The following is a 17,001-nucleotide window of genomic DNA, read 5'->3' on the forward strand; positions in this document are numbered from 1 at the left end:
AAGATAGTGCCCCTAAGTATTGTTTTGATCAGAGGGTGCCGGGGCTGCAACCACGGCGCTCTCGCTTTTCATCAGGCCCTTGGCCCGTAATATTCCCTGGCTTTCGTGGCGGGCCAGGTGGAAGTAACGGTCAACCATTGCACGCGGCATGCTGCCGGCGTAACCGCCATCCAGCCAGCTGTGGCACGTCAGGCAGGCGTAGCACCCCTCCTCGTCGCGGGCCTTGATGCCCATGCCCTTGCCGTCCTTGTGGCTGTTCGAATGCGCCCAGACCGTCGTCGCCGGGTCGCCGCAGCAGCACGGGAACCGAAGGGTGCACGCCTCGCCGTTGGCTGACTTGCGGATTGGCGTCATCTTCGGGCGGCTTTTCTTCATCGCAGCCTTCCGCGCCGGCACCTTCCGCTCCGCCGCGGCGACGCGCAGGATCCCGGTGCTGGTTGACGGCGCCTTCTGCTTGAACGCCGTGCGCTTCAGGCCGGAGCCTTGTTTCAGTTGCGAGCGGCGCATCATTCGCAAAGCCCGTATGAGGAAGCGCAGGCGGTCGGCTCGTCAAGCACGGTAAGCAATGAGAACTGCTTCCCGCCGCGCGTGGTTTTCGCCCACTCGACAACAGCGTGAATGTTCGACGCCTCAACGATCTGCTGATTGTTCAGGCCCTTGCCGCTGGACTTGTGCATGAACGTCGCCGCATTACGTTTCGACGCCAGGCCGACCAGCCGCTCCCATTCAGCCACCTTTGCGATGTGCTCAGGGAAGCGAACACCGATCTGATGGATTTCGTCCTTTGAAGCGTTGATACACGGCATGCAGCCGACTCGTCCCATTCCGCATTTGTAGAGAGGGTTGGGGGCTATGTTGCTGACGCGCGCAATTTCAAATACCTCGGCAACATTCCAATCGACTAGAGGCCGATAGATGTAGAAGCCGCGGTCGACACGCTCGAATTGCTTCGCGTCACGTCGGTTCAAGGACTCGTCGTGGCGAACGCCCTGCCAACTCACGACCGTATGCCCCTGCTCAATCAGGTTCATTTGATACTCGACAGCCATGTTCCGCTTGAGGTGTTCGGTGCAGAACTGCGCCTTCCGGCTCGGGAATCTGCCCTTCCACATGCACAGATCGAGAAAGGGGTTGCCGCTAGGTTGCAGGACCGCAAGGGCGCGACGTTTTGCTTTGTTCGTCCAGCGCACGCGCTTGCCACCGCCGACCTTTATGGTTTTCTGAACTGCAAGTCCCTTTTTATTGAGTACGATGCGCCCCCGTCCGTCGCGCTTGAGCACCGCGGCGCCGGCTGCGTCGAAGACTGGCTCGGTCGCGTACTCCCGGCGTGTGCGCACGTCACGGGCAATAAACAGCCGCTTGCCTGCTATTTCCTCATCAAATTTTGCAGTCAAAATATCGATCTGCACGCCGGTGGCGCGTTCCAGGTACAGTCGATGCTCGAAAATATACTCATGCTCGTTCCCCGTATCGCAGAGGATGCCGCGCACGCGGGCCGTGCCGAATCGGCTTTTCGCCACGAGCAAGGTCGCCACACTATCCTTACCGGTCGAGCAGGAAATTATATGGAAAATACCCTTACTTGGAACCCCGCTGCACGGCGGCGCCGGCGCTACCAGATGTTGCATGCCTGCGCTTCCCTCGCGCACGGAAATGGCGTGCACGATGCTCATGTTTCCAACCCTATCGGCCGCTTCGTCCGCTCAATGCAGTCCAGCATTGCCTGACGCGCGCCTGCGTCTTCGGCCCCTGGCGGGCGCTTCTTGCGCAGCTGATGCGGAAACTGGAAATAGGTTCCTCCATCGGCCGTCCGCACCTCGTACCCTCGATGAAACCGGTAGCCGAGACCAGACACGAAGTATTCACCCAGCGGCTGGGTAATGGTGCATGCCATGCCGTTCATTTCCGGCCGCAACCTTGCGTTGCACATGATTGCGACCTCGCCCGGTCTGAAAGTCAGCATGGCGCCACCTCGGCGAACATGTCGATGGTCTTGGTATCCGCCACGGGCAGCGCGTCTAGGATTGCGCCTACGGTCCACTCGTCACTGTTATCGCCATACGGCGTATCCTGCACGTCCCACCCGCGCGGCAAATCGCCAGCGTCCGTAACTTCCCCTACGACACAGGTGTCCGATGGCGTTACGTCCTCAGTCAACTCGGACCCGTATTCCGTCGCGATCCGGTCCGCCTGGTCGGCATCGTCCGCGACCACCACCGAATAGGTGATCATCCGTACCTTGTACAGTCGTTTCATTGCATTTCCTCCACAGGCATAAATTGGTAGCTCGCCGGCGCTGCGACGACCGGTAGCCGGCCGCTGTCTGACAGGCCCTCAGCCATCTTCATCAGCAGCATGAAGCGCTGGTGTGGCAGCGCGACGAAATAGGTCTTGCCCTCCATCTGGATTGCGATCGATATTGCGGTGATGTCCATCAGATACCTCCTCGACGCCAGCCCGCGGGCTGTGGACTGCACTTCACGCACACGTCAGAACCCACAGGAAACTGGCCGATGCTCTTGTGGTTCTTGCAGCACGAGCACGTCATGCGCTTCGATGCGCTGACCGGGATAATCTGCTGCGTCGCCGCGCGGTAGCGGTCGTTAGCTGCGTGGCCTAGTGACATGGTAGGATTCCTTTTTCGAAAGATTTCGACATGGCATGGACCACTCCCAGGGATTTGGCCGCAATATTGCTAAGCGAGCGTTGGTATGCAACCATCGCAGGCCCGGGCAATACTGGGCACCAGGCCAAGTTTCGCGTTGCAGCCTTTGGCGCTTTTGCCTGGACCGCCGGCGGAACTATCCTTTCTGCGGCCGCTGCCTTTGCATTAGGGCGCATCGGCTTTGATCGCCCAATCGATCCGGCGAAATTGATGGCATGCACTGGCGCCGTTATGGGTGCCTGGTCCACTTGGTTCGCGCTCGCCACGCCAGAGGACACATGGGACGTGACAGAAAGGCTCGACACGCACTTGCGCGGATCATTTTTCAAGGCACTATTCTTCCCCGGGCTGTTGCTTGGGCTGCTTGGCTCTGGCTGGTAGGTCATGCTGCCCTCCCGACGATCTGCTGCTTGCAAGCGATTGGGTAAGCGACAACCCACGCGTGTTATGATTCCTTTTGGCAATTTTACAATAACGACTATTTGATTCTTTAGGCGAGGAAATCCTCGCAAGCGCACATGCACCGACAAGCACGTTTCGATTTCTACGAGAGACTGTACTTCCACGAAATGGAGGCGCGGGAGCAAATGACGAGCCGCCTTCAGATCCCGCTTGCATTGTTGGTATCCACAATCGGCATGCTGGGCTTCATGGCGCAAAATCTGGATCGGGAGATTGAGAGCCTTTGGTCGAGCGGCTTTCAAGCTAGCTTCTTGATATCGGCGCTGCTTCTTTTCGTAAGTGGGGCATACTGCAAGAAGTCGGCTTGGGGACATGAATACGCCGTAATCCCGGCCGCAACGACATGGGACAATTACCACACTCAGTGCATCACCCTCTACAGCTGTCAGCCTCGCCGTCAGCGGGAGTCCCTTATATGCGAAGCTCTGCACAAAGCTATTCGGGAGAAATATGCCGAATGTGCGGCAACGAATAGTTTCATAAACGAAACCCGATCGTTTGGATATCACATGACGATCAAATACTTTATTTTTTCTGCCATCTCTGGTTTTTTTGCGTTCACATGCTATTTTTTGGGTGAGCTCGATAAAGGGAATCACACCAAGCCAACAGAAATTGTTATTGTTTCCCATCCATTGAAAGGAACTGCTGTGACTCGCCCTCCCCCACCGCCTCCCCCCCCGCCGCCGACACGCTACGTGCGGGATGATCGGCGACCTGACGCGCCACCTCCCCCACCACCACCGAGGAATCCGAATGGCAAGTAGACCGCCACCGCCACCACCCCCACCACCTCCCGCGACCAGATCGGTCAAGACTGAGGTGATTCCATCAAGCACACCAGCGAGAGTCCCACCTCCCCCCCAGGCAAAATGAGTGTCACTGCCTTGGCAAGCAAGCCGGCCATCAGTGCCGGCCATGCGTGCGCCAGTGCTGAAGCCGCCTGCTCCTGCAAATAAGTCGATGGCTTTCATGTGTTCTCTTTCAGTGCTGGATAGATGCGGTACTCGGCGCCAGGCGTGCGTTCCAGGGCATCGCGCCGCTCTTTGGCCTCCGTGCGCGTATCGAGCGGGTCGGTTATAGCGGCCCAGCCGACGACCGGGCCGTCGTGGCGCTCAACGACGAAACCAATTTGGTTGGTGGCGGCGATCATGCTGCCGCCCAATCGGTGGCCTGCACGGCCGCCTTTGCGCGCAACGGTGTCTTGAGCGCTTGCGCCTCGATCACGGTCATGTTCAGCGAATGCGCAAGGTTGTGCTCGATGCGCGCGCCTCGGCTGGCCTGCCAGCCAGACAGCAGAGCGATGCCGTCGCAGGTCACCAACTGAGCGATGTCTGCACGCATGCATGCGTTCCAGCCTGCGGCCGGATCGGCATTGATCTCCGCAGGATTGACCACGTCGTACCCCAGGGCGCGCAGGCGGGCTGCTTCGGCGTGGAAAGCAGGAAAGTTGAGGTCGGGCAGTCCGCTCATCGGGCCGGCGAGATAAAAGCGATTTTTCATGCGCACACCTCGCTATCCAGCTGAAAACGGATGGTTGCCAGGGCAGCGAAGCCGGTCGGCTTGGCCGGCGCACGCTCGAGGCGGTCCGCGGGTGCGGCGGGTGAGGCCGATGGCTTGAAGAAGTTCGGTGGCAGCGCGAGCGGATCGACTTTCGCGATTTGGACTGGCGGCGTCACGGCACGCGCCTCCCGACGAACCCGTTCGGCGATCAAGCGTGCTTGGCGCACAGCTGCGGGCACAGGGGCGTCGAGGCTGGCGAGATACGACCGGACGGTCTGCTCATTTGCTATCAGTACGTACGAAATGCGCTTGTACCCTCCCCGGCTCAAACCGTCGTCAGGGGTGAAGGCAATAATGCCCTCACGTTTCAGTTCGCACAGATATTTACCTGCGTTCTCCGGCGAAACTTGCATCATTTCCGCAGCCTGGTACCGGTTCAACTGCCCGTTCCGCAGCACGGCGATGAGGCGCTTCATGTTCTCGCTGTGCGACGGCCGGCTGACGGCGTTTTTCGGCTTGGTCATGGGTGCCCCTTCGCCAGGTAGGAGTCAGCGACTTCGCGAACGGCGTTGAGCGCCGCATCGCGCTGCTTGATGAGCGCTTCCTTAGTTACCCCCGGCGCCGTGCCGGTGACCAGCTTTTCCAGGTGACGCCATTCGGCGATCAGGACCGCGGCGCGCGGCCCGTTCTGCGCAACTCGCAAAGCAGGCGCGACGAGTGGCGCGCTCGCGCTATGGTTTGGCCGGCCAGTCATGCTGTCACCTCGCTCATGACGGAATCGCGCCACTTGACCTGCTGCACCGGCGTGCCGCTGCCGTGCTTCTTACCGGTGTCGAGGATGACGGCGTACTGCATGCCCTGGTCGGTCGGCACCCAGCGCTCGTTGATCAGTTGCTGCATGCCGCGCTCTGACAGCCGGCGGTTGAATGCCTTGGCGCTCATGCACAAGCGCGAACCGAGCTCGGTAGGTGTGAAGCAAATTTCTTGCTGCTCGTTGACCAGATGCGTCTGGCCGATCAGCGCGAGCATGTTCGTGCCGGTGATCGTTGTCGTGCCCTGGTTGGCACTGATCGCTGCGGCGTTCTTGTCCAGGCCGATCAAGCGTGCGATGCCGAACAGCGCGCGGAATTCCTTGGCCGGGGACAGCGCGCTTTGTTTCGCTATTGGCGCGACAGGCCGCGGGAGTTGGCCGCTTGCCACGGCATCGAACGTGCGGATGACCACCAGGTGAAACTTCGCGCTGATCCACATCGCGTATGCATAGACCAACTCCCTGCAAACGTATGTTCCCTGGGTCGGGCCGCCCCGAATAACCGATACCGGAATGTCGGTATCGCCCGCTTCGATCGCCAATTCAGCGACCAACTGTTTCGCACCCTGGGTATCCATCCAGTACGATGGCCCGTGACGCTTTTCTTCGCCGGCTGCGCGGTGAAAATCGTTGAGTGAAAACCGCCCCGCCTGATCTTGCGCAACAACGACCCCGGCGACGGTGATGCTATGCTGTGGTACTATGGACATCGAATTTCTCCTGGTTGAGATTTTTAGTTTCACTAAGCCCGCCTCGAACGCGGGCTTTTTCATTTCCGACTACTTCGCGCATCACCTTCCTGCGCTCCTCGCAGAATCTGGCGTAATCGGGCGTCCGGACCGGCAGGTGATCCGGCGTTATCTGTACCAGCTGGTGGTATCCCTCTGCCGCATCGAAGCCGCAGTGCTCGCAGCGAGCGTCGTGGTCGAGCGCGTGCGGGAGCTTCCGCTCGCGGCCCAGGGCGAATGCTGGGGCGCCGATCACTGTGTGAGCCCGATCTCGGCCGCCAGCCGCACAATGGCGTGTGCATCGTCGTCGCCGGCGTAGTCCGCGCCCCAGAACTCCTGGATCACACCCGTAGGCGTGCGCTTCCATACGAAGCAGTCAGCGAAGTCGATGTTCATGCCGAGTGTCTGCGCCAGGCGGTAGCGGTCGCCGACATCGGCCAGCGGGTTCCACCAAAAGCGCGCGCCAGTGTCAATGCCGTCAACGAATTGATCGCCGTATGCCTGATGCGCGGTACGGTACTCACCCACAATGCCCACAGCCTTCGCCGCCAGTTCCAGCAGCTCGCGGTCGGTTGGCGCGCTCATGCTGACACCGGCTGGATGTAGTACTGGCAAACCGCCGTCTTCTTGACCGCGAACCCGCCAAGCCCACAACGAGCGTTCTTCTCGATCGCGTTGTCGTCCAGCGTGTAAAGAGGGGCTAACCGCTTCGGCGCCTCGCTGTTGGCCTTGATCATCCATTCAGGCAGGATGAAATCGGACTTGAAGTGCCCGCACGTGGCGCACCGGTTCGGCTCTGGCTTTGGGTCGTAGCCCTGCGCGGCCTTCGCTTTGGATTGAGCGCTCATGCTGCGGGCTCCGATACCAGCGCCCAGCCGGTGGCGCCCTTGTGCATGCGGCTGACGCGGACTTGGCTGCGTGTTCTGCTCTTGCCAGGCGTAATCCGATCCATCGAAACCGAAGCTTTGGCACCATTGATCTCGGGATGGACAGCCGTAACGACGCAAGTGCGCCCAACCATACGCACGTCCAGATCGCGCCAGACCTGGCCGACTTTGACGGTGATGCCTTCTTTCGTGACGATGCTCATGCGGCACCTCGCGGTGGCACCATGGCGCTGATTTTGGCGAGTTTGGCCTCGGCGATTTCCAGCGCGACAGCAGAGTGGTCCCGCTCATCTTCTGCCTTGGCGCGCAGATACTCCTTCGCATCGGCCCAGGAATCGTGGTACTGCGCGTACTCGGCCAACTTGGCCTCGCGACGCTCTAGTTTTTTCCCACGACCGACCAGATAGACGCACTTCGCCGTCTCACGTGTGCATTCGACTGTCTCGATGGCGTTGCCGATCCAGCCGGTGCGGTACTTGATCAGCGGGGCGCTCATGGTTTCACCACGCAATTCCGGGCAAGCGCAGCATCGTAGATAACGCCGCGCTCCCATGCGCCAGATGCACCGACGACATCGATCTCGCGCTGAGCCTCGACTTGCGCAGCCTCGCGCTGAGCCGGAGTGCACGTGTACTCGACTTTACGATCGGGCGGCTCGCAGGCGCTGCACAGCGCGGCAGCGAGAGCAATGGTGATGGCGGCCTTCATACGGCACCGCCTGGCAACGACCACTTGCCCTTGACGCCAACGGCACCGATGCGTTTGAGCACCGGCGAGATCGGTGCGCTGCAGGCGCCGGCTGGGCGACCGTTGTAGCAGCACCATTCCTCGCAGATGGCTGCTGCGATGGCGGTGGGCGTCATCGGCGCTTTAGAGGCGAGCAGCACGGCACGGACCTTTTCGTTGCGCTCTTCGGCGCCGGGGCGGCTAGCGATGCGGCTCATGCTGCACCGCCACTGAAGAAACCGCCCCAGTACAGGACCGCCAGGTGGATAGCAGCCGCGACCGATGTCAGCGCAAACGAGTGTTTGCCAGTGCGCTGCTGACCGTTCTGGGCGAGCGCCAGGCCGACGCCCATCGCGCTCAACGCGACGATGATGACTTGTGGCGCGGTCATGGATGCACCCCAATGTACGCGCGCACCTGGGGCACGGTCATGCCAGCGAACTCGATGCAGCGCAGTATCAGGCTGTCGCCTACGAGCATGCGGTGGTGCCGTACCTTGCTGATCACCGGTGGTGCCACGCGCAGGAGCGTCGCCAGCGCCGCGTCGCTTGGCAGATGGTTCAGTGCCTTGACTGCATCAAGCAGCCCGGCGGGGTCATACTTGAATTCTTCTTCTTTGGACATTGCTCAACTCCCTCGTTGTGGTAAATCAGACTTGCGGATTTCCTGCCAGTTATCGTGTATCTGTCGGGCGCCGTCAGCGCTCGCGCTTTAGTACGCTGTCTGCGTGCCGGTTGTATGCCTTTACCAGCTGGACCTCGATCTCTGCCTTCTTGTTGCGAGCCTTTTTCTTCTGGTCCGCGTCGGTGGCGTTTCTCACTTCTCCGACGGCCTTCACGAACTCCGCCAGGTAGTGATCAAGCACCTCTTGAGTGGTCGCCTTTACCTGCCCATGCATGTGCCTCCCTCTTGTTCGAAATTCTTGCGCCTGTGCCGCGCCTTGAAGTCGCCCTTAAACCCGCAGCGGACGCGGCGCGCTGCCGAACCCTCCACGCGGCCTGACATGCGCTGCCGGCTTGACTACGCGCGCATGATTCGACGACGCGCGGCTCGCCGCGTTCACATCCGGACATGGTCGGGATTCCTCCGTCTGCGCGGTTTTGGCATCATGCAAATCAATGTAGTGAAACATCGCAAAGCGGGCGAAGACGGCCGTAGCCATTCCGACGTGCTTGGCGAAATCTTTGAACGTCGCGGACTCGGCGTCGTTGGTTGGCACTTCGAGGCACTTGCGGCGAACTTTAGTCATGGTGTGGCTCCTGTAAATCGTGAAAATAAGGAATGGGTGATGCCGGTGATGCGACTACAACTTCAAATGGGCGGGCATTGCCAAACGTGTTACTTTGTTAATTCCACAAAACAATCAACACGAAAGGCGATCCCCATGAACGTTGAATTAACAGTTATGCATAGCAACGACGGCGCAAAAATAGACGTGAGCTATCGGCTTGACGACGGCGGGAAAGTTACGATTGAGGTTCAGACGTATCTTTGGAACCCGACCCTGTCGATGTTGCAGGCGGTGGCGTGTGAGCGCGCGGCGGAGAAGCTATCCACATTGGCTCGCGAATTCCGACAGCAGACATCCAGTACCCAGGACCAGCGCCAGGAGGCGGCGGAAGAGTAGAGAGATCTCGGTCGGACGTTGTCCGCATCGCTGGTGAAGTAATTTCTACGTGACGCCGGCGCAGGTCTGCGCGCAGCCCACGCAGCTCGGCCAGGAGCAGCGCTTGGGTGTCGTCAGTTGCAACCGGCCCGCGCCTTGCGAATTCGGCCTTGAGCGATTCCTCGGACATGCATCCGCGCACGGCGCCGGTCGACCAGTCGTACTGGGGAGGTGGCGGATTTGGCATGGGTTTAGCCGTACGAAACGGCGATGGAAGCGCCGAGCGAGAACGCACTTGACGCTGCACCTCGTCGTCCTGGTGCTGGCACAGGACGGTCAGCAGTTCGGTTTGTTGACCCAGCTGGATCAGGATCGCCAACTGAACTTCATCAGGTGACAGCGGGAAGGGTTTCGAAGTGGTGTTCATGGCGATTCCTGGGTTGTGCTTTGAGGTTGATCAACGAGCCGGTGGGGCGATGTGTCAGGGTGGCGCACCTGACCGGCGACGCTTTCGAGGCATGAAGACGTCGGGGCGCGCAAGCTTCAAGAACATCAGACGAGCGTCTGGAATACCTGCGTGGATCCACTGGCAAACAGCGCCCTGCGTGACGTTGCACAGCACAGCCGTTTTTGCCGTACCACCAAGTTTTTCGATGATTTTTTTGCTGTCCATTCGCATACTTTAGCGTACTAAAGTTTTTAACGCAAGCACGCTAAAGAAGAAAAACTTTAGAATCCTAAATATGACAACACTAGCCGAGCGATTGATAGAAGCGATGGACGATCTCGAGCTAGAAAAGCCCGTGGATTTGGCTCGTTATTGTGGGGTAAGCGAGGGCCTGGTTTCCCAGTGGTTCTCTGGAGCCACAAGCTTGGGCCCGAAGCCCCTAAAGGCGTTTGCGCGGAAGAGCAAGTTCAGCCTTGATTGGCTGACTGACGGCAAACTCCCGAAGTTTCGACCAGAGAGCGCCTCCTCGCAAGGCGCTTCCGCCGTGATCGAAGAAACCATGGCCGACCGGATGCTGGTCGAGACCACCGTTCTGGACCGTCTAGACTTGGACGAGACTGAGCTGCTGGAGATGTACCGCAAGATCAGTCCGGAAAATCGAGAAGCGCTGAAGGATCACGCGAAAAGGATGATCCCGGTCGAAAACGCTGTTCACAAGTCATTTCGTCGGAACAAGCCGTAGCCGCGGCAACTCAATAGGAAAACGCTTCCTATAGTCTTCTGACACGCCAACTACCGTGTCGCGCTTGTCCACCCTCGTGTTTCGATAGTTGTCGATAAGTTTCCGCTCTGCGGGTGTGAGCATGTGAAGTTGTTCATGTTTCTGCATTAAATTTCTTCCGAGCATTGATTGGGCGCGAGTAGACCTGGGACTTCTGGTTATCCTACCCGCAACACATCTGGCGGTTGAAATTTAACATCTCAGAGCGGGTGTTAGGGTCTGAGAGTGTCAGCGACATGGCTTGGGGCGCAATTCGAGATTAAGCCCGTCATGAAGATGACGCAAGGCAATTTTTATTACCTAATTTCTTAAGTCTATCAGCCTTTTTTTGTTCTTGCCAGTGGCAATAAAAGCGTGTATGTGCGTTAGATTTGCTTTTTCAAAACAATCCTTGCTGCATAAAATTTCACATTCTCACGCTCTTAAATTACCGTAGCAACTCATTTATGCATGTCACATAAATTGACGCATATTTCGAATAGCAGATGACCACGAATCATCACATACCGTAACATGCATGCCTTCATGGATGAAGGCAGTTGATACTTTTTAAAGTTTGTGTGTGAAAAAATCGGGCGATGACAATACCGCCCACCAAAAAAACAACACAAGCCGAGTACATAAAAACAGCTTTGCGCCTGCCTCCAGACCTTCATGCTGAAATTCAAGCCGAGGCCGACCGCCAAGGGCACTCGATGAATACCGAAATATTGTTTCGGCTGCGCGCTGCCGCGCCAGGCCGCCTTCCAGCTGAGCTAGACGAAATTAAGGCCATGCTGCAGAAGGTTGTCGACGCGATTGCATAGTTACAATTCGATATTTTTCCGGCGATCAAGCTCTGTATGATCTGATTGCGCAATCGGCACGCTCTCATGCCGAAAAAGGAACCGAATGAAACTTCTCGCCGCCCTGGCATGCATGCTATTAGCCGGCCGCGTTACCGCTGCACCATGCAACAAGATGGCCGCCCTAGAGGTGCAGACAATGATTAGCGAGTTTGCGAAGACTCAAGTTGGACGCGATATCGTAACCGTAACTTGGACGTCCAAGATGGACAAAGAATCTGAGGAGAAGCTCCTGGCAATGACCAAAGGGTATGCTGACATGGATGCTTGCCTTTCTGGCGAGCCTCGTGAAATCCATTTCTACCGTAAAGCCAAGCTAGTGGGCGTTGCATCGCCGACAAGTGGCATTAGGCTCGTCAAGTAAAAGGTCTGCGTACCGTCCAGTGCGTCGGTCAGCGAGCGATAGGCACGAAATGGAAGAAGGTCCAAAATGAAGGAAAGTCAACTTAAGCAAGTGCTAATTTCGCAACTTGACGTTAATTTAGAGTTAATGGGCACAATAACGTCTGTCATCAAAGCGCTAAATCTGAGCAAAGAAGATCACGAAATAGTCTACGCCCGCCTCTCCAGCTCTGCTGAAAAAAACGAGAAGCTCATCAAGCATATGCAGGCCCTCTTGAATTCCGAGGATTAGAACAATCATGAAATTTGACATGAGCGACTATCTGGACAACCAGGTCAAGACTGTAGCGAAGATGATGGCATCCCTTGACAGCGGCACCAGTTCCACGGACGATGCAGACATGACCACCCCAACCAAAGATGAGATGAAATCGGCACTTGAAGCCTCAGAAGCCCGTGTTGATGCGCGCTTGGCGAACTTCGACACCAGCGTGAAGACTGGCTTCGCTGAGCTACGAACCAGCTTCGCTGAGTTGCGCACTGACATGGCGACACAGAACGGGCATATTCAGACGCAGATGGCAGAGATGCGTGCCGAAATGCACAAAGGTACGGTTGACATTATCAAGTGGGTTATCGGCGTTGGCCTGGCCAGTATCGGCGCGATGTTCACCGTTTCCAAAATGACAGAGAAACCACCGGCCCCAGCGGCAACACAGCCAGCCCCGATCATCATCACCGTTCCCGCCCAAGCGCCCGCGCCCGTCGAGTGGCGCGCCACACCAGCGCCGAAAAAGTAGCCGATCCTGTCAAGCCCCGCAAACCGGGGCTTTTTTTCGTCGCGCCTCGTGTATAAGATAAATCATGCTCAGCAGTAAAAGGCTGTTCATAGGTTAACGAATCAACCATAAGGTAGTCGCTTACCGCTCACTTCGTTCGCTACGCGCTTCGCTTGTAGAGTGTGTTTTTCGCTTGAGTCCTCTTCTTTTTCTCCTTACCCCGCTACCCACACAGCTACGGCATCCTAAGGGCCTTCACGCGTCAACGCTATCCACATAGCGCGAGGCGACCAGCCAGCCTTCCGATCTAGGGTGCTAGCTTCGCCGCCCTTGTGCGTGTCTCAGATCGTCCCTCTAGTACGCCTATCCCTTCACCCCTACGGTTACCCCGCGAGTGAAGCGGCCGCCAATCCAGCGACAAACACATCTTACCACAAAACTTTAGTTCGCTAAATAATTCTTGGCTACGTAACTTTAGTGTGCTAAAGTTCTTCACATCAACAGCACCCACCAGGAGCGCGTCATGACACCAGTTCAGAAACCGAGCAAAGAGCAAGTTCGCCGCGTTATGGAGCAACACCGGAAAGAACGGGTTGTGCCTACGCCCGAGGAATACCGCAGGCAGTTGGGCTGGGGGCTGGTACGGGACAACAAAGGCGCCGAGTGCGCACGATAGGAGAGCGAAATGGGTAAAGCAGAATTTGACGCAATCGCCGCGGTAGGCAACTTGCACAACGGCGCGGATAGTGTATTTGCCCCAGCGCAGGCGGCCTTCGACCGTGTCTGCCGACTCAGCGCCGCAATCGTGCCCGCGAATGTTCGCTTCGCTGTCTCGATCAAGTTCGCCGATGGCGACTACACCAACCACGTCACCGCTGCAACCGAAGAGCGCGCACTTGGTCTGGCGCTGACCGACGCCCGTATGGGGTCGCCATTCGGCTCGTTCTTCGGCAAGGTGCTGTCCTCAAACGTGGTGGCAGCATGAGCGCCGCCCGCGTGTTCACCGAAGCCGAGCTGGAGCAGATCGAGGAGGACCGGCTCGACGCGCTGCGGTTTCGTTTCTTGCGCAATTGGGCTGAGCAAGTGGCCACGGTATCCGACCTGGAAGACCACCACTTCGCATGGGCAGCGCCGGCTTTCGTCGGTGCCACGTTCCAGCAGGCCATTGATAAAGCGATGCTCAAAGCCGGGGTCGCACCGTACGCCTGACCTGCCACCCATCACCGCCGATCCACCGCCACCCACGAGGTGGCGTTGGCGGTGGGACTGGATGACTTTCGAGGCGATTCAAGACGGTCCCCATAAATGTCCAGAAATCGCCCAGGTGGCCGCTTGCAGCCTGACAGCCGGAAAGACGGTTTCGGAGCGATGCCACTCTTTAACCGATCTGACAGCCGGGAAAGACCGGCCCGAACACAGTTTCCACTTGCCGGCATGGCCGGCGCAAATAACAGGGAGAGCAGCGATGAGTGATGCACCAAAGACGGCACCGGCCAACGAAATGATCGAACGGTTCCGACTCGACAAATTGCGTGGTGCTGTTGCGATGGCAATGCCTCTCGTAGCATCTTTGCTGCGCGACGCTGAGCATGGAGGTTGGCTGGAGGATCACGATCGGTATCACCACATTGCCGAGGTGATGCAGCTCCTGTCCGAAGGTCTGTGGGAAGGTGTGCAGCCATGATCGCCCACGACCAAATGGCAGCGCCCGCCCCGGTGCAGCAGGCAGCGCCGAGCGGAATTGACGATGGCGTGCGCTTTCGCTTCATTGAACAGATCGAGCCGGGCCGCTGGGAAATCACGGAAGAATCGGAAGGCGAAGGAAAGCAGCGTCAAGCATTCATGCAGTGGCGCTGGACGCTCGAATCCGGCTACGGGGTAACGGAATGGGACGACGATATCCGGTCATTGATCGACGGCCACATCCGGACTCTTTCGCCGGAAGATCAGGCGTTACTGCAGCGCCCACCCGCGCCCGCCCAGCCGGCCGGCCTGAGCGATCTGGACGCCATCAAGCAAGCCGCCTCGGTGCATGGCTACGTGCTGGCGTGGGCCGGCCACACAACACTAAACGACTGCGCCAAATACGGATGGCACGCTGGCGAAGTGCAGAAAATATTTCATGCCGCCGTTCAATCTGAAAAGATCGCACCCACTTCCGGCAAATCACCACTTGCGGCCGGCCTGAGCGAGCAGGACAAGCTCGATGCGGAGCGGTATCGCTTGTTGCGTGATTCAGATGAAGGTATCGAATTCCGTGACGGTAATTGCCAGTGGCGAGCCGATCGCCCGACAGGTGACGAACTGGATTCCATCATCGACGCCGCCATTCTCGCAGCCAAGGAAGCGCCATGATCGCCCACGACCAACTGTTGGCCGACAAATTCACGCCGATGAGCGCGTACGGAAGCAGCGTCTACTTAGCGGCGAACGCTGGCGGCTTTTATGTTCGCGGCTGCCCTGAACCGGAAGCGCTGGCGTCGCTCATCGTCACCGCCTGCAACGCGTACGGCCAAATGACGGCCGACTTGGAAGCCGAGCGCGCACGCAGCGCCCTGCTGGCGGCATCGCTGAAACAGGCGAATGCCGAGAGTGCGCAGCTGTCGGAGGCTCTGGACCGGATCGCCAAGCTTTACGAGCAGTATCCAGACGCGAACGCCGCCGACCACGCGAATTCGCTGTACGACGCGCGCTGCATCGCCCGCACCGCCCTGACCGCAGTAGGTGTCCTGTGATCGCCCGCCTGATCCGCGCCACGTCCGCGCTGAACGTGAACGCCGTCATGGCCGCCATGCTGTTTCCGGCCGTGCTGGTACTGGAGTCGAACCCATGAGCGCGGACGCCCCTCTCGATCACGGAATGCTGAATCTGCCTCTTGCAAAGCGCAGCAACATCGATGCTCAGCTCGACGGCTACAAAGCAGATCAACGTGCCTTGGCAGCGAGCGCTGCAAAGACGCGGGCCGCCGAGACGCGCGCCTTGAAGGCAGCGGCGAAGATCGCGCTTGCTGACTTGAAGGCGGCGCCCGGCCTCTTGGAGCAGAAGGCGCAAAAGATCGGATGCACACGAGCTGCGCTGGTCGTGAGGTTGCTGGACTGGTCGAAGTGGGAGCCGAAGCGCGTCATCAAGGCTAAGGCCGAGTGGATGCCGGCATGAGCGCGCTGACTGGTCTGGTGGGCCAAATTCATCGTCAATTGCTTTTCTCAACGTTGGAGCAGACATGAGAACCCACCGCGAGCTGTACCTGATCCGCCGCCTGGGCCGACTGGTGACGGACTTGGCCATCGTGCTGATGATCGTTGGCGCCTACGGCCTAGCACACAACAACGAGCCCGACCGCGCCCCGCCGGCGGCGCAATCGAAATGAAGCGGCTGCGGAAATAGCACCAGTGGCGCAGCTGGGGATTCCGGCGCGCCGACGCGCTGATCCTGGCAATCAAACACATCAACCTGTAACGGAGAACGCAATGCAAGAAACGATGACGCAGCACCAGGCACTGGCCAGCGCCAATTACGCAGGCAGTACGGACGTTCCGATGGTCGTGACAAGCTCGGCCTCGCTCATCCTCGACAGCGCGAGCATGGACAGCATGATGCGCTTGGCCGAGACGATGGCCAAGGGACGTGCAACGATCCCCGAGCATCTGCGCGGCAGCCCTGCCGACTGCGCTGCCGTCGTCATGCAGGCTATTCAGTGGCGCATGAATCCATTCGCAGTAGCGCAAAAGACACACTTGGTCAACGGCACGCTGGGCTACGAGGGCCAGTTGGTAAATGCCGCAATCCAGTCGAGCGGCGTCACGTTGGACCGCTTTAACTACGACTGGTTCGGGCCATGGGAAAAGATCATCGGCAAGACCAAGGTATGCAACGCACCGGCCAAGGGAAATAAGGGTGACGCGAATTACAAGAAGGAATATCAGTTCCGTGTTCCCGACTATCAGATGCAGGACGAAGAAAATTTGGGCGTGCGCGTTTGGGCCACACTCCGGGGCGAAGTCGAACCTCGCGTTCTCGAACTGCTCCTGGTCCAGGCCAGCGTGCGCAATTCGCCGCTGTGGGCCACAGACCCTAAACAGCAGCTCGCATACCTGGCCGTCAAGCGCTGGTCTCGCCTCTATGCGCCGGACGTGATCTTGGGCGTCTACACCCCGGACGAGTTGGAGGACGTCAACCGTGAAATGCGAGACATCACGCCGCCGGCGGCAACGTCCGCGCAGGCCGTGATCGATAGCCTGCCCGAATGTACCGATGAACTCTTCAAGGACAAGACCCCTGAGTGGCGCGGGATCATCCGCTCGAAAAAGAAAACTCCCGATCAGTTAATCGCATTCCTGAGTACCCGCGCCACATTCACCGAGTCGCAAAAAATGACCATCGACAGCTGGGCGCACGAAAACGACTAATTGCTACACCAC

Annotated in this window: 35 protein-coding genes; 15 read left to right on the forward strand and 20 right to left on the reverse strand. The window is 58.6% G+C overall.

Annotated features, from left to right (window positions below; all coding sequences use genetic code 11):
• Positions 1-12: 12 nt before the first annotated feature.
• From RBA40_RS15135 to RBA40_RS15155, 5 genes are read right to left on the reverse strand one after another with little or no spacing between them, the layout of a single operon-like run.
• Positions 13-510 (reverse strand): nuclease domain-containing protein, encoded by a 498-nt coding sequence (locus RBA40_RS15135; RefSeq protein ID WP_306648650.1) that lies wholly within the window; start codon positions 508-510, stop codon positions 13-15.
• On the reverse strand, positions 507-1,673 hold the full coding sequence (locus tag RBA40_RS15140; protein ID WP_306648651.1) for a phosphoadenosine phosphosulfate reductase domain-containing protein: 1,167 nt from the start codon (positions 1,671-1,673) through the stop codon (positions 507-509). The genes RBA40_RS15135 and RBA40_RS15140 overlap by 4 nt, the downstream gene beginning before the upstream one ends.
• Complete coding sequence (locus RBA40_RS15145) at positions 1,670-1,963, reverse strand: hypothetical protein (RefSeq protein ID WP_306648652.1); 294 nt, start codon at positions 1,961-1,963, stop codon at positions 1,670-1,672. Before RBA40_RS15145 ends, RBA40_RS15140 begins: the two co-directional genes overlap by 4 nt.
• On the reverse strand, positions 1,957-2,256 hold the full coding sequence (locus tag RBA40_RS15150; RefSeq protein ID WP_306648653.1) for a hypothetical protein: 300 nt from the start codon (positions 2,254-2,256) through the stop codon (positions 1,957-1,959). The genes RBA40_RS15145 and RBA40_RS15150 overlap by 7 nt, the downstream gene beginning before the upstream one ends.
• Positions 2,253-2,435 carry a hypothetical protein gene (locus tag RBA40_RS15155; RefSeq protein ID WP_306648654.1) on the reverse strand — a complete coding sequence of 61 codons (183 nt, stop codon included), beginning with the start codon at positions 2,433-2,435 and terminating at the stop codon, positions 2,253-2,255. The genes RBA40_RS15150 and RBA40_RS15155 overlap by 4 nt, the downstream gene beginning before the upstream one ends.
• Positions 2,436-2,656: 221 nt before the next feature.
• Here RBA40_RS15155 and RBA40_RS15160 point away from each other — a divergent pair, with 221 nt between their 5' ends.
• Positions 2,657-3,046, forward strand: coding sequence for a hypothetical protein (locus RBA40_RS15160; protein ID WP_306648655.1), 390 nt, complete (start codon positions 2,657-2,659; stop codon positions 3,044-3,046).
• Positions 3,047-3,183: 137 nt separating this feature from the next.
• On the forward strand, positions 3,184-3,894 hold the full coding sequence (locus tag RBA40_RS15165; RefSeq protein ID WP_306648656.1) for a hypothetical protein: 711 nt from the start codon (positions 3,184-3,186) through the stop codon (positions 3,892-3,894).
• A gap of 203 nt (positions 3,895-4,097) precedes the next feature.
• On the opposite strand, the gene RBA40_RS15170 is transcribed toward RBA40_RS15165, so the two are convergent.
• From RBA40_RS15170 to RBA40_RS15235, 14 genes are all read right to left on the reverse strand, one after another.
• Complete coding sequence (locus RBA40_RS15170; protein ID WP_306648657.1) at positions 4,098-4,280, reverse strand: hypothetical protein; 183 nt, start codon at positions 4,278-4,280, stop codon at positions 4,098-4,100.
• Positions 4,277-4,630, reverse strand: coding sequence for a DUF4406 domain-containing protein (locus RBA40_RS15175; RefSeq protein ID WP_306648658.1), 354 nt, complete (start codon positions 4,628-4,630; stop codon positions 4,277-4,279). Before RBA40_RS15175 ends, RBA40_RS15170 begins: the two co-directional genes overlap by 4 nt.
• Positions 4,627-5,154, reverse strand: a complete 528-nt coding sequence (locus RBA40_RS15180) for a hypothetical protein (RefSeq protein ID WP_306648659.1) — start codon at positions 5,152-5,154, stop codon at positions 4,627-4,629. The genes RBA40_RS15175 and RBA40_RS15180 overlap by 4 nt, the downstream gene beginning before the upstream one ends.
• Positions 5,151-5,384, reverse strand: a complete 234-nt coding sequence (locus RBA40_RS15185; protein ID WP_306648660.1) for a hypothetical protein — start codon at positions 5,382-5,384, stop codon at positions 5,151-5,153. The genes RBA40_RS15180 and RBA40_RS15185 overlap by 4 nt, the downstream gene beginning before the upstream one ends.
• Positions 5,381-6,214: a KilA-N domain-containing protein gene (locus tag RBA40_RS15190; protein WP_306648661.1), complete on the reverse strand. Its 834-nt coding sequence runs from the start codon at positions 6,212-6,214 to the stop codon at positions 5,381-5,383. Before RBA40_RS15190 ends, RBA40_RS15185 begins: the two co-directional genes overlap by 4 nt.
• Positions 6,215-6,421: 207 nt before the next feature.
• Positions 6,422-6,754, reverse strand: coding sequence for a death domain-containing protein (locus RBA40_RS15195; RefSeq protein ID WP_306648662.1), 333 nt, complete (start codon positions 6,752-6,754; stop codon positions 6,422-6,424).
• Positions 6,751-7,017 carry a hypothetical protein gene (locus tag RBA40_RS15200; RefSeq protein ID WP_306648663.1) on the reverse strand — a complete coding sequence of 89 codons (267 nt, stop codon included), beginning with the start codon at positions 7,015-7,017 and terminating at the stop codon, positions 6,751-6,753. The genes RBA40_RS15195 and RBA40_RS15200 overlap by 4 nt, the downstream gene beginning before the upstream one ends.
• Positions 7,014-7,259, reverse strand: a complete 246-nt coding sequence (locus RBA40_RS15205) for a hypothetical protein (protein ID WP_306648664.1) — start codon at positions 7,257-7,259, stop codon at positions 7,014-7,016. Before RBA40_RS15205 ends, RBA40_RS15200 begins: the two co-directional genes overlap by 4 nt.
• Positions 7,256-7,552 (reverse strand): hypothetical protein, encoded by a 297-nt coding sequence (locus RBA40_RS15210; protein ID WP_306648665.1) that lies wholly within the window; start codon positions 7,550-7,552, stop codon positions 7,256-7,258. Before RBA40_RS15210 ends, RBA40_RS15205 begins: the two co-directional genes overlap by 4 nt.
• Complete coding sequence (locus RBA40_RS15215; RefSeq protein ID WP_306648666.1) at positions 7,549-7,764, reverse strand: hypothetical protein; 216 nt, start codon at positions 7,762-7,764, stop codon at positions 7,549-7,551. Before RBA40_RS15215 ends, RBA40_RS15210 begins: the two co-directional genes overlap by 4 nt.
• Complete coding sequence (locus RBA40_RS15220) at positions 7,761-8,000, reverse strand: hypothetical protein (RefSeq protein ID WP_306648667.1); 240 nt, start codon at positions 7,998-8,000, stop codon at positions 7,761-7,763. The genes RBA40_RS15215 and RBA40_RS15220 overlap by 4 nt, the downstream gene beginning before the upstream one ends.
• On the reverse strand, positions 7,997-8,173 hold the full coding sequence (locus tag RBA40_RS15225; RefSeq protein WP_306648668.1) for a hypothetical protein: 177 nt from the start codon (positions 8,171-8,173) through the stop codon (positions 7,997-7,999). Before RBA40_RS15225 ends, RBA40_RS15220 begins: the two co-directional genes overlap by 4 nt.
• Positions 8,170-8,406, reverse strand: a complete 237-nt coding sequence (locus tag RBA40_RS15230; protein ID WP_306648669.1) for a hypothetical protein — start codon at positions 8,404-8,406, stop codon at positions 8,170-8,172. Before RBA40_RS15230 ends, RBA40_RS15225 begins: the two co-directional genes overlap by 4 nt.
• 73 nt (positions 8,407-8,479) lie before the next feature.
• Complete coding sequence (locus RBA40_RS15235) at positions 8,480-8,680, reverse strand: hypothetical protein (protein ID WP_306648670.1); 201 nt, start codon at positions 8,678-8,680, stop codon at positions 8,480-8,482.
• A 210-nt stretch (positions 8,681-8,890) separates the two neighbouring features.
• On the opposite strand from RBA40_RS15235, the gene RBA40_RS15240 reads away from it, so the two are divergent.
• Positions 8,891-9,409 carry a hypothetical protein gene (locus tag RBA40_RS15240; protein WP_306648671.1) on the forward strand — a complete coding sequence of 173 codons (519 nt, stop codon included), beginning with the start codon at positions 8,891-8,893 and terminating at the stop codon, positions 9,407-9,409.
• A gap of 460 nt (positions 9,410-9,869) precedes the next feature.
• On the opposite strand, the gene RBA40_RS15245 is transcribed toward RBA40_RS15240, so the two are convergent.
• On the reverse strand, positions 9,870-10,061 hold the full coding sequence (locus RBA40_RS15245) for a helix-turn-helix domain-containing protein (RefSeq protein WP_306648672.1): 192 nt from the start codon (positions 10,059-10,061) through the stop codon (positions 9,870-9,872).
• 70 nt (positions 10,062-10,131) lie between these two features.
• On the opposite strand from RBA40_RS15245, the gene RBA40_RS15250 reads away from it, so the two are divergent.
• The 12 genes from RBA40_RS15250 to RBA40_RS15305 all read left to right on the forward strand — a co-directional run bounded on the left by RBA40_RS15250 (position 10,132) and on the right by RBA40_RS15305 (position 16,989).
• On the forward strand, positions 10,132-10,578 hold the full coding sequence (locus RBA40_RS15250; protein ID WP_306648673.1) for a hypothetical protein: 447 nt from the start codon (positions 10,132-10,134) through the stop codon (positions 10,576-10,578).
• 617 nt (positions 10,579-11,195) lie between these two features.
• A complete protein-coding gene (locus RBA40_RS15255; protein WP_306648674.1) occupies positions 11,196-11,423 on the forward strand; it encodes a toxin-antitoxin system HicB family antitoxin in 228 nt (75 codons plus the stop codon).
• An 85-nt stretch (positions 11,424-11,508) separates the two neighbouring features.
• A complete protein-coding gene (locus RBA40_RS15260) occupies positions 11,509-11,826 on the forward strand; it encodes a hypothetical protein (RefSeq protein WP_306648675.1) in 318 nt (105 codons plus the stop codon).
• A gap of 277 nt (positions 11,827-12,103) precedes the next feature.
• Positions 12,104-12,604 (forward strand): hypothetical protein, encoded by a 501-nt coding sequence (locus RBA40_RS15265; RefSeq protein WP_306648676.1) that lies wholly within the window; start codon positions 12,104-12,106, stop codon positions 12,602-12,604.
• Between the two features lie 664 nt (positions 12,605-13,268).
• Positions 13,269-13,568, forward strand: a complete 300-nt coding sequence (locus RBA40_RS15270) for a hypothetical protein (RefSeq protein WP_306648677.1) — start codon at positions 13,269-13,271, stop codon at positions 13,566-13,568.
• Positions 13,565-13,792: a hypothetical protein gene (locus tag RBA40_RS15275; RefSeq protein WP_306648678.1), complete on the forward strand. Its 228-nt coding sequence runs from the start codon at positions 13,565-13,567 to the stop codon at positions 13,790-13,792. The genes RBA40_RS15270 and RBA40_RS15275 overlap by 4 nt, the downstream gene beginning before the upstream one ends.
• 256 nt (positions 13,793-14,048) lie before the next feature.
• Positions 14,049-14,267 (forward strand): hypothetical protein, encoded by a 219-nt coding sequence (locus tag RBA40_RS15280; RefSeq protein WP_306648679.1) that lies wholly within the window; start codon positions 14,049-14,051, stop codon positions 14,265-14,267.
• Complete coding sequence (locus RBA40_RS15285) at positions 14,264-14,938, forward strand: hypothetical protein (RefSeq protein WP_306648680.1); 675 nt, start codon at positions 14,264-14,266, stop codon at positions 14,936-14,938. The genes RBA40_RS15280 and RBA40_RS15285 overlap by 4 nt, the downstream gene beginning before the upstream one ends.
• Positions 14,935-15,318, forward strand: a complete 384-nt coding sequence (locus tag RBA40_RS15290) for a hypothetical protein (RefSeq protein WP_306648681.1) — start codon at positions 14,935-14,937, stop codon at positions 15,316-15,318. The genes RBA40_RS15285 and RBA40_RS15290 overlap by 4 nt, the downstream gene beginning before the upstream one ends.
• Positions 15,319-15,412: 94 nt before the next feature.
• Positions 15,413-15,739, forward strand: coding sequence for a hypothetical protein (locus tag RBA40_RS15295; RefSeq protein ID WP_306648682.1), 327 nt, complete (start codon positions 15,413-15,415; stop codon positions 15,737-15,739).
• A gap of 64 nt (positions 15,740-15,803) precedes the next feature.
• Positions 15,804-15,950, forward strand: a complete 147-nt coding sequence (locus RBA40_RS15300) for a hypothetical protein (RefSeq protein WP_306648683.1) — start codon at positions 15,804-15,806, stop codon at positions 15,948-15,950.
• Between the two features lie 100 nt (positions 15,951-16,050).
• Entirely contained in the window at positions 16,051-16,989 is a 939-nt protein-coding gene (locus RBA40_RS15305; protein ID WP_306648684.1) for a RecT family recombinase, read from the forward strand.
• The last annotated feature ends 12 nt before the right edge of the window (positions 16,990-17,001 follow it).

This window comes from Massilia pseudoviolaceinigra (genome assembly GCF_030846505.1).
GTDB lineage: Bacteria > Pseudomonadota > Gammaproteobacteria > Burkholderiales > Burkholderiaceae_D > Telluria_A > Telluria_A violaceinigra.

Excerpts from the sequence above, each read along its gene's own strand:
- RBA40_RS15135 (WP_306648650.1), bottom strand. The coding sequence starts at position 510 with ATGATGCGCCGCTCGCAACTGAAACAAGGCTCCGGCCTGAAGCGCACG.
- RBA40_RS15140 (WP_306648651.1), bottom strand. The coding sequence starts at position 1,673 with ATGAGCATCGTGCACGCCATTTCCGTGCGCGAGGGAAGCGCAGGCATG.
- RBA40_RS15145 (WP_306648652.1), bottom strand. The coding sequence starts at position 1,963 with ATGCTGACTTTCAGACCGGGCGAGGTCGCAATCATGTGCAACGCAAGG.
- RBA40_RS15150 (WP_306648653.1), bottom strand. The coding sequence starts at position 2,256 with ATGAAACGACTGTACAAGGTACGGATGATCACCTATTCGGTGGTGGTC.
- RBA40_RS15155 (WP_306648654.1), bottom strand. The coding sequence starts at position 2,435 with ATGGACATCACCGCAATATCGATCGCAATCCAGATGGAGGGCAAGACC.
- RBA40_RS15160 (WP_306648655.1), top strand. The coding sequence starts at position 2,657 with ATGGCATGGACCACTCCCAGGGATTTGGCCGCAATATTGCTAAGCGAG.
- RBA40_RS15165 (WP_306648656.1), top strand. The coding sequence starts at position 3,184 with ATGCACCGACAAGCACGTTTCGATTTCTACGAGAGACTGTACTTCCAC.
- RBA40_RS15170 (WP_306648657.1), bottom strand. The coding sequence starts at position 4,280 with ATGATCGCCGCCACCAACCAAATTGGTTTCGTCGTTGAGCGCCACGAC.
- RBA40_RS15175 (WP_306648658.1), bottom strand. The coding sequence starts at position 4,630 with ATGAAAAATCGCTTTTATCTCGCCGGCCCGATGAGCGGACTGCCCGAC.
- RBA40_RS15180 (WP_306648659.1), bottom strand. The coding sequence starts at position 5,154 with ATGACCAAGCCGAAAAACGCCGTCAGCCGGCCGTCGCACAGCGAGAAC.
- RBA40_RS15185 (WP_306648660.1), bottom strand. The coding sequence starts at position 5,384 with ATGACTGGCCGGCCAAACCATAGCGCGAGCGCGCCACTCGTCGCGCCT.
- RBA40_RS15190 (WP_306648661.1), bottom strand. The coding sequence starts at position 6,214 with ATGAAAAAGCCCGCGTTCGAGGCGGGCTTAGTGAAACTAAAAATCTCA.
- RBA40_RS15195 (WP_306648662.1), bottom strand. The coding sequence starts at position 6,754 with ATGAGCGCGCCAACCGACCGCGAGCTGCTGGAACTGGCGGCGAAGGCT.
- RBA40_RS15200 (WP_306648663.1), bottom strand. The coding sequence starts at position 7,017 with ATGAGCGCTCAATCCAAAGCGAAGGCCGCGCAGGGCTACGACCCAAAG.
- RBA40_RS15205 (WP_306648664.1), bottom strand. The coding sequence starts at position 7,259 with ATGAGCATCGTCACGAAAGAAGGCATCACCGTCAAAGTCGGCCAGGTC.
- RBA40_RS15210 (WP_306648665.1), bottom strand. The coding sequence starts at position 7,552 with ATGAGCGCCCCGCTGATCAAGTACCGCACCGGCTGGATCGGCAACGCC.
- RBA40_RS15215 (WP_306648666.1), bottom strand. The coding sequence starts at position 7,764 with ATGAAGGCCGCCATCACCATTGCTCTCGCTGCCGCGCTGTGCAGCGCC.
- RBA40_RS15220 (WP_306648667.1), bottom strand. The coding sequence starts at position 8,000 with ATGAGCCGCATCGCTAGCCGCCCCGGCGCCGAAGAGCGCAACGAAAAG.
- RBA40_RS15225 (WP_306648668.1), bottom strand. The coding sequence starts at position 8,173 with ATGACCGCGCCACAAGTCATCATCGTCGCGTTGAGCGCGATGGGCGTC.
- RBA40_RS15230 (WP_306648669.1), bottom strand. The coding sequence starts at position 8,406 with ATGTCCAAAGAAGAAGAATTCAAGTATGACCCCGCCGGGCTGCTTGAT.
- RBA40_RS15235 (WP_306648670.1), bottom strand. The coding sequence starts at position 8,680 with ATGCATGGGCAGGTAAAGGCGACCACTCAAGAGGTGCTTGATCACTAC.
- RBA40_RS15240 (WP_306648671.1), top strand. The coding sequence starts at position 8,891 with ATGCAAATCAATGTAGTGAAACATCGCAAAGCGGGCGAAGACGGCCGT.
- RBA40_RS15245 (WP_306648672.1), bottom strand. The coding sequence starts at position 10,061 with ATGGACAGCAAAAAAATCATCGAAAAACTTGGTGGTACGGCAAAAACG.
- RBA40_RS15250 (WP_306648673.1), top strand. The coding sequence starts at position 10,132 with ATGACAACACTAGCCGAGCGATTGATAGAAGCGATGGACGATCTCGAG.
- RBA40_RS15255 (WP_306648674.1), top strand. The coding sequence starts at position 11,196 with ATGACAATACCGCCCACCAAAAAAACAACACAAGCCGAGTACATAAAA.
- RBA40_RS15260 (WP_306648675.1), top strand. The coding sequence starts at position 11,509 with ATGAAACTTCTCGCCGCCCTGGCATGCATGCTATTAGCCGGCCGCGTT.
- RBA40_RS15265 (WP_306648676.1), top strand. The coding sequence starts at position 12,104 with ATGAAATTTGACATGAGCGACTATCTGGACAACCAGGTCAAGACTGTA.
- RBA40_RS15270 (WP_306648677.1), top strand. The coding sequence starts at position 13,269 with ATGGGTAAAGCAGAATTTGACGCAATCGCCGCGGTAGGCAACTTGCAC.
- RBA40_RS15275 (WP_306648678.1), top strand. The coding sequence starts at position 13,565 with ATGAGCGCCGCCCGCGTGTTCACCGAAGCCGAGCTGGAGCAGATCGAG.
- RBA40_RS15280 (WP_306648679.1), top strand. The coding sequence starts at position 14,049 with ATGAGTGATGCACCAAAGACGGCACCGGCCAACGAAATGATCGAACGG.
- RBA40_RS15285 (WP_306648680.1), top strand. The coding sequence starts at position 14,264 with ATGATCGCCCACGACCAAATGGCAGCGCCCGCCCCGGTGCAGCAGGCA.
- RBA40_RS15290 (WP_306648681.1), top strand. The coding sequence starts at position 14,935 with ATGATCGCCCACGACCAACTGTTGGCCGACAAATTCACGCCGATGAGC.
- RBA40_RS15295 (WP_306648682.1), top strand. The coding sequence starts at position 15,413 with ATGAGCGCGGACGCCCCTCTCGATCACGGAATGCTGAATCTGCCTCTT.
- RBA40_RS15300 (WP_306648683.1), top strand. The coding sequence starts at position 15,804 with ATGAGAACCCACCGCGAGCTGTACCTGATCCGCCGCCTGGGCCGACTG.
- RBA40_RS15305 (WP_306648684.1), top strand. The coding sequence starts at position 16,051 with ATGCAAGAAACGATGACGCAGCACCAGGCACTGGCCAGCGCCAATTAC.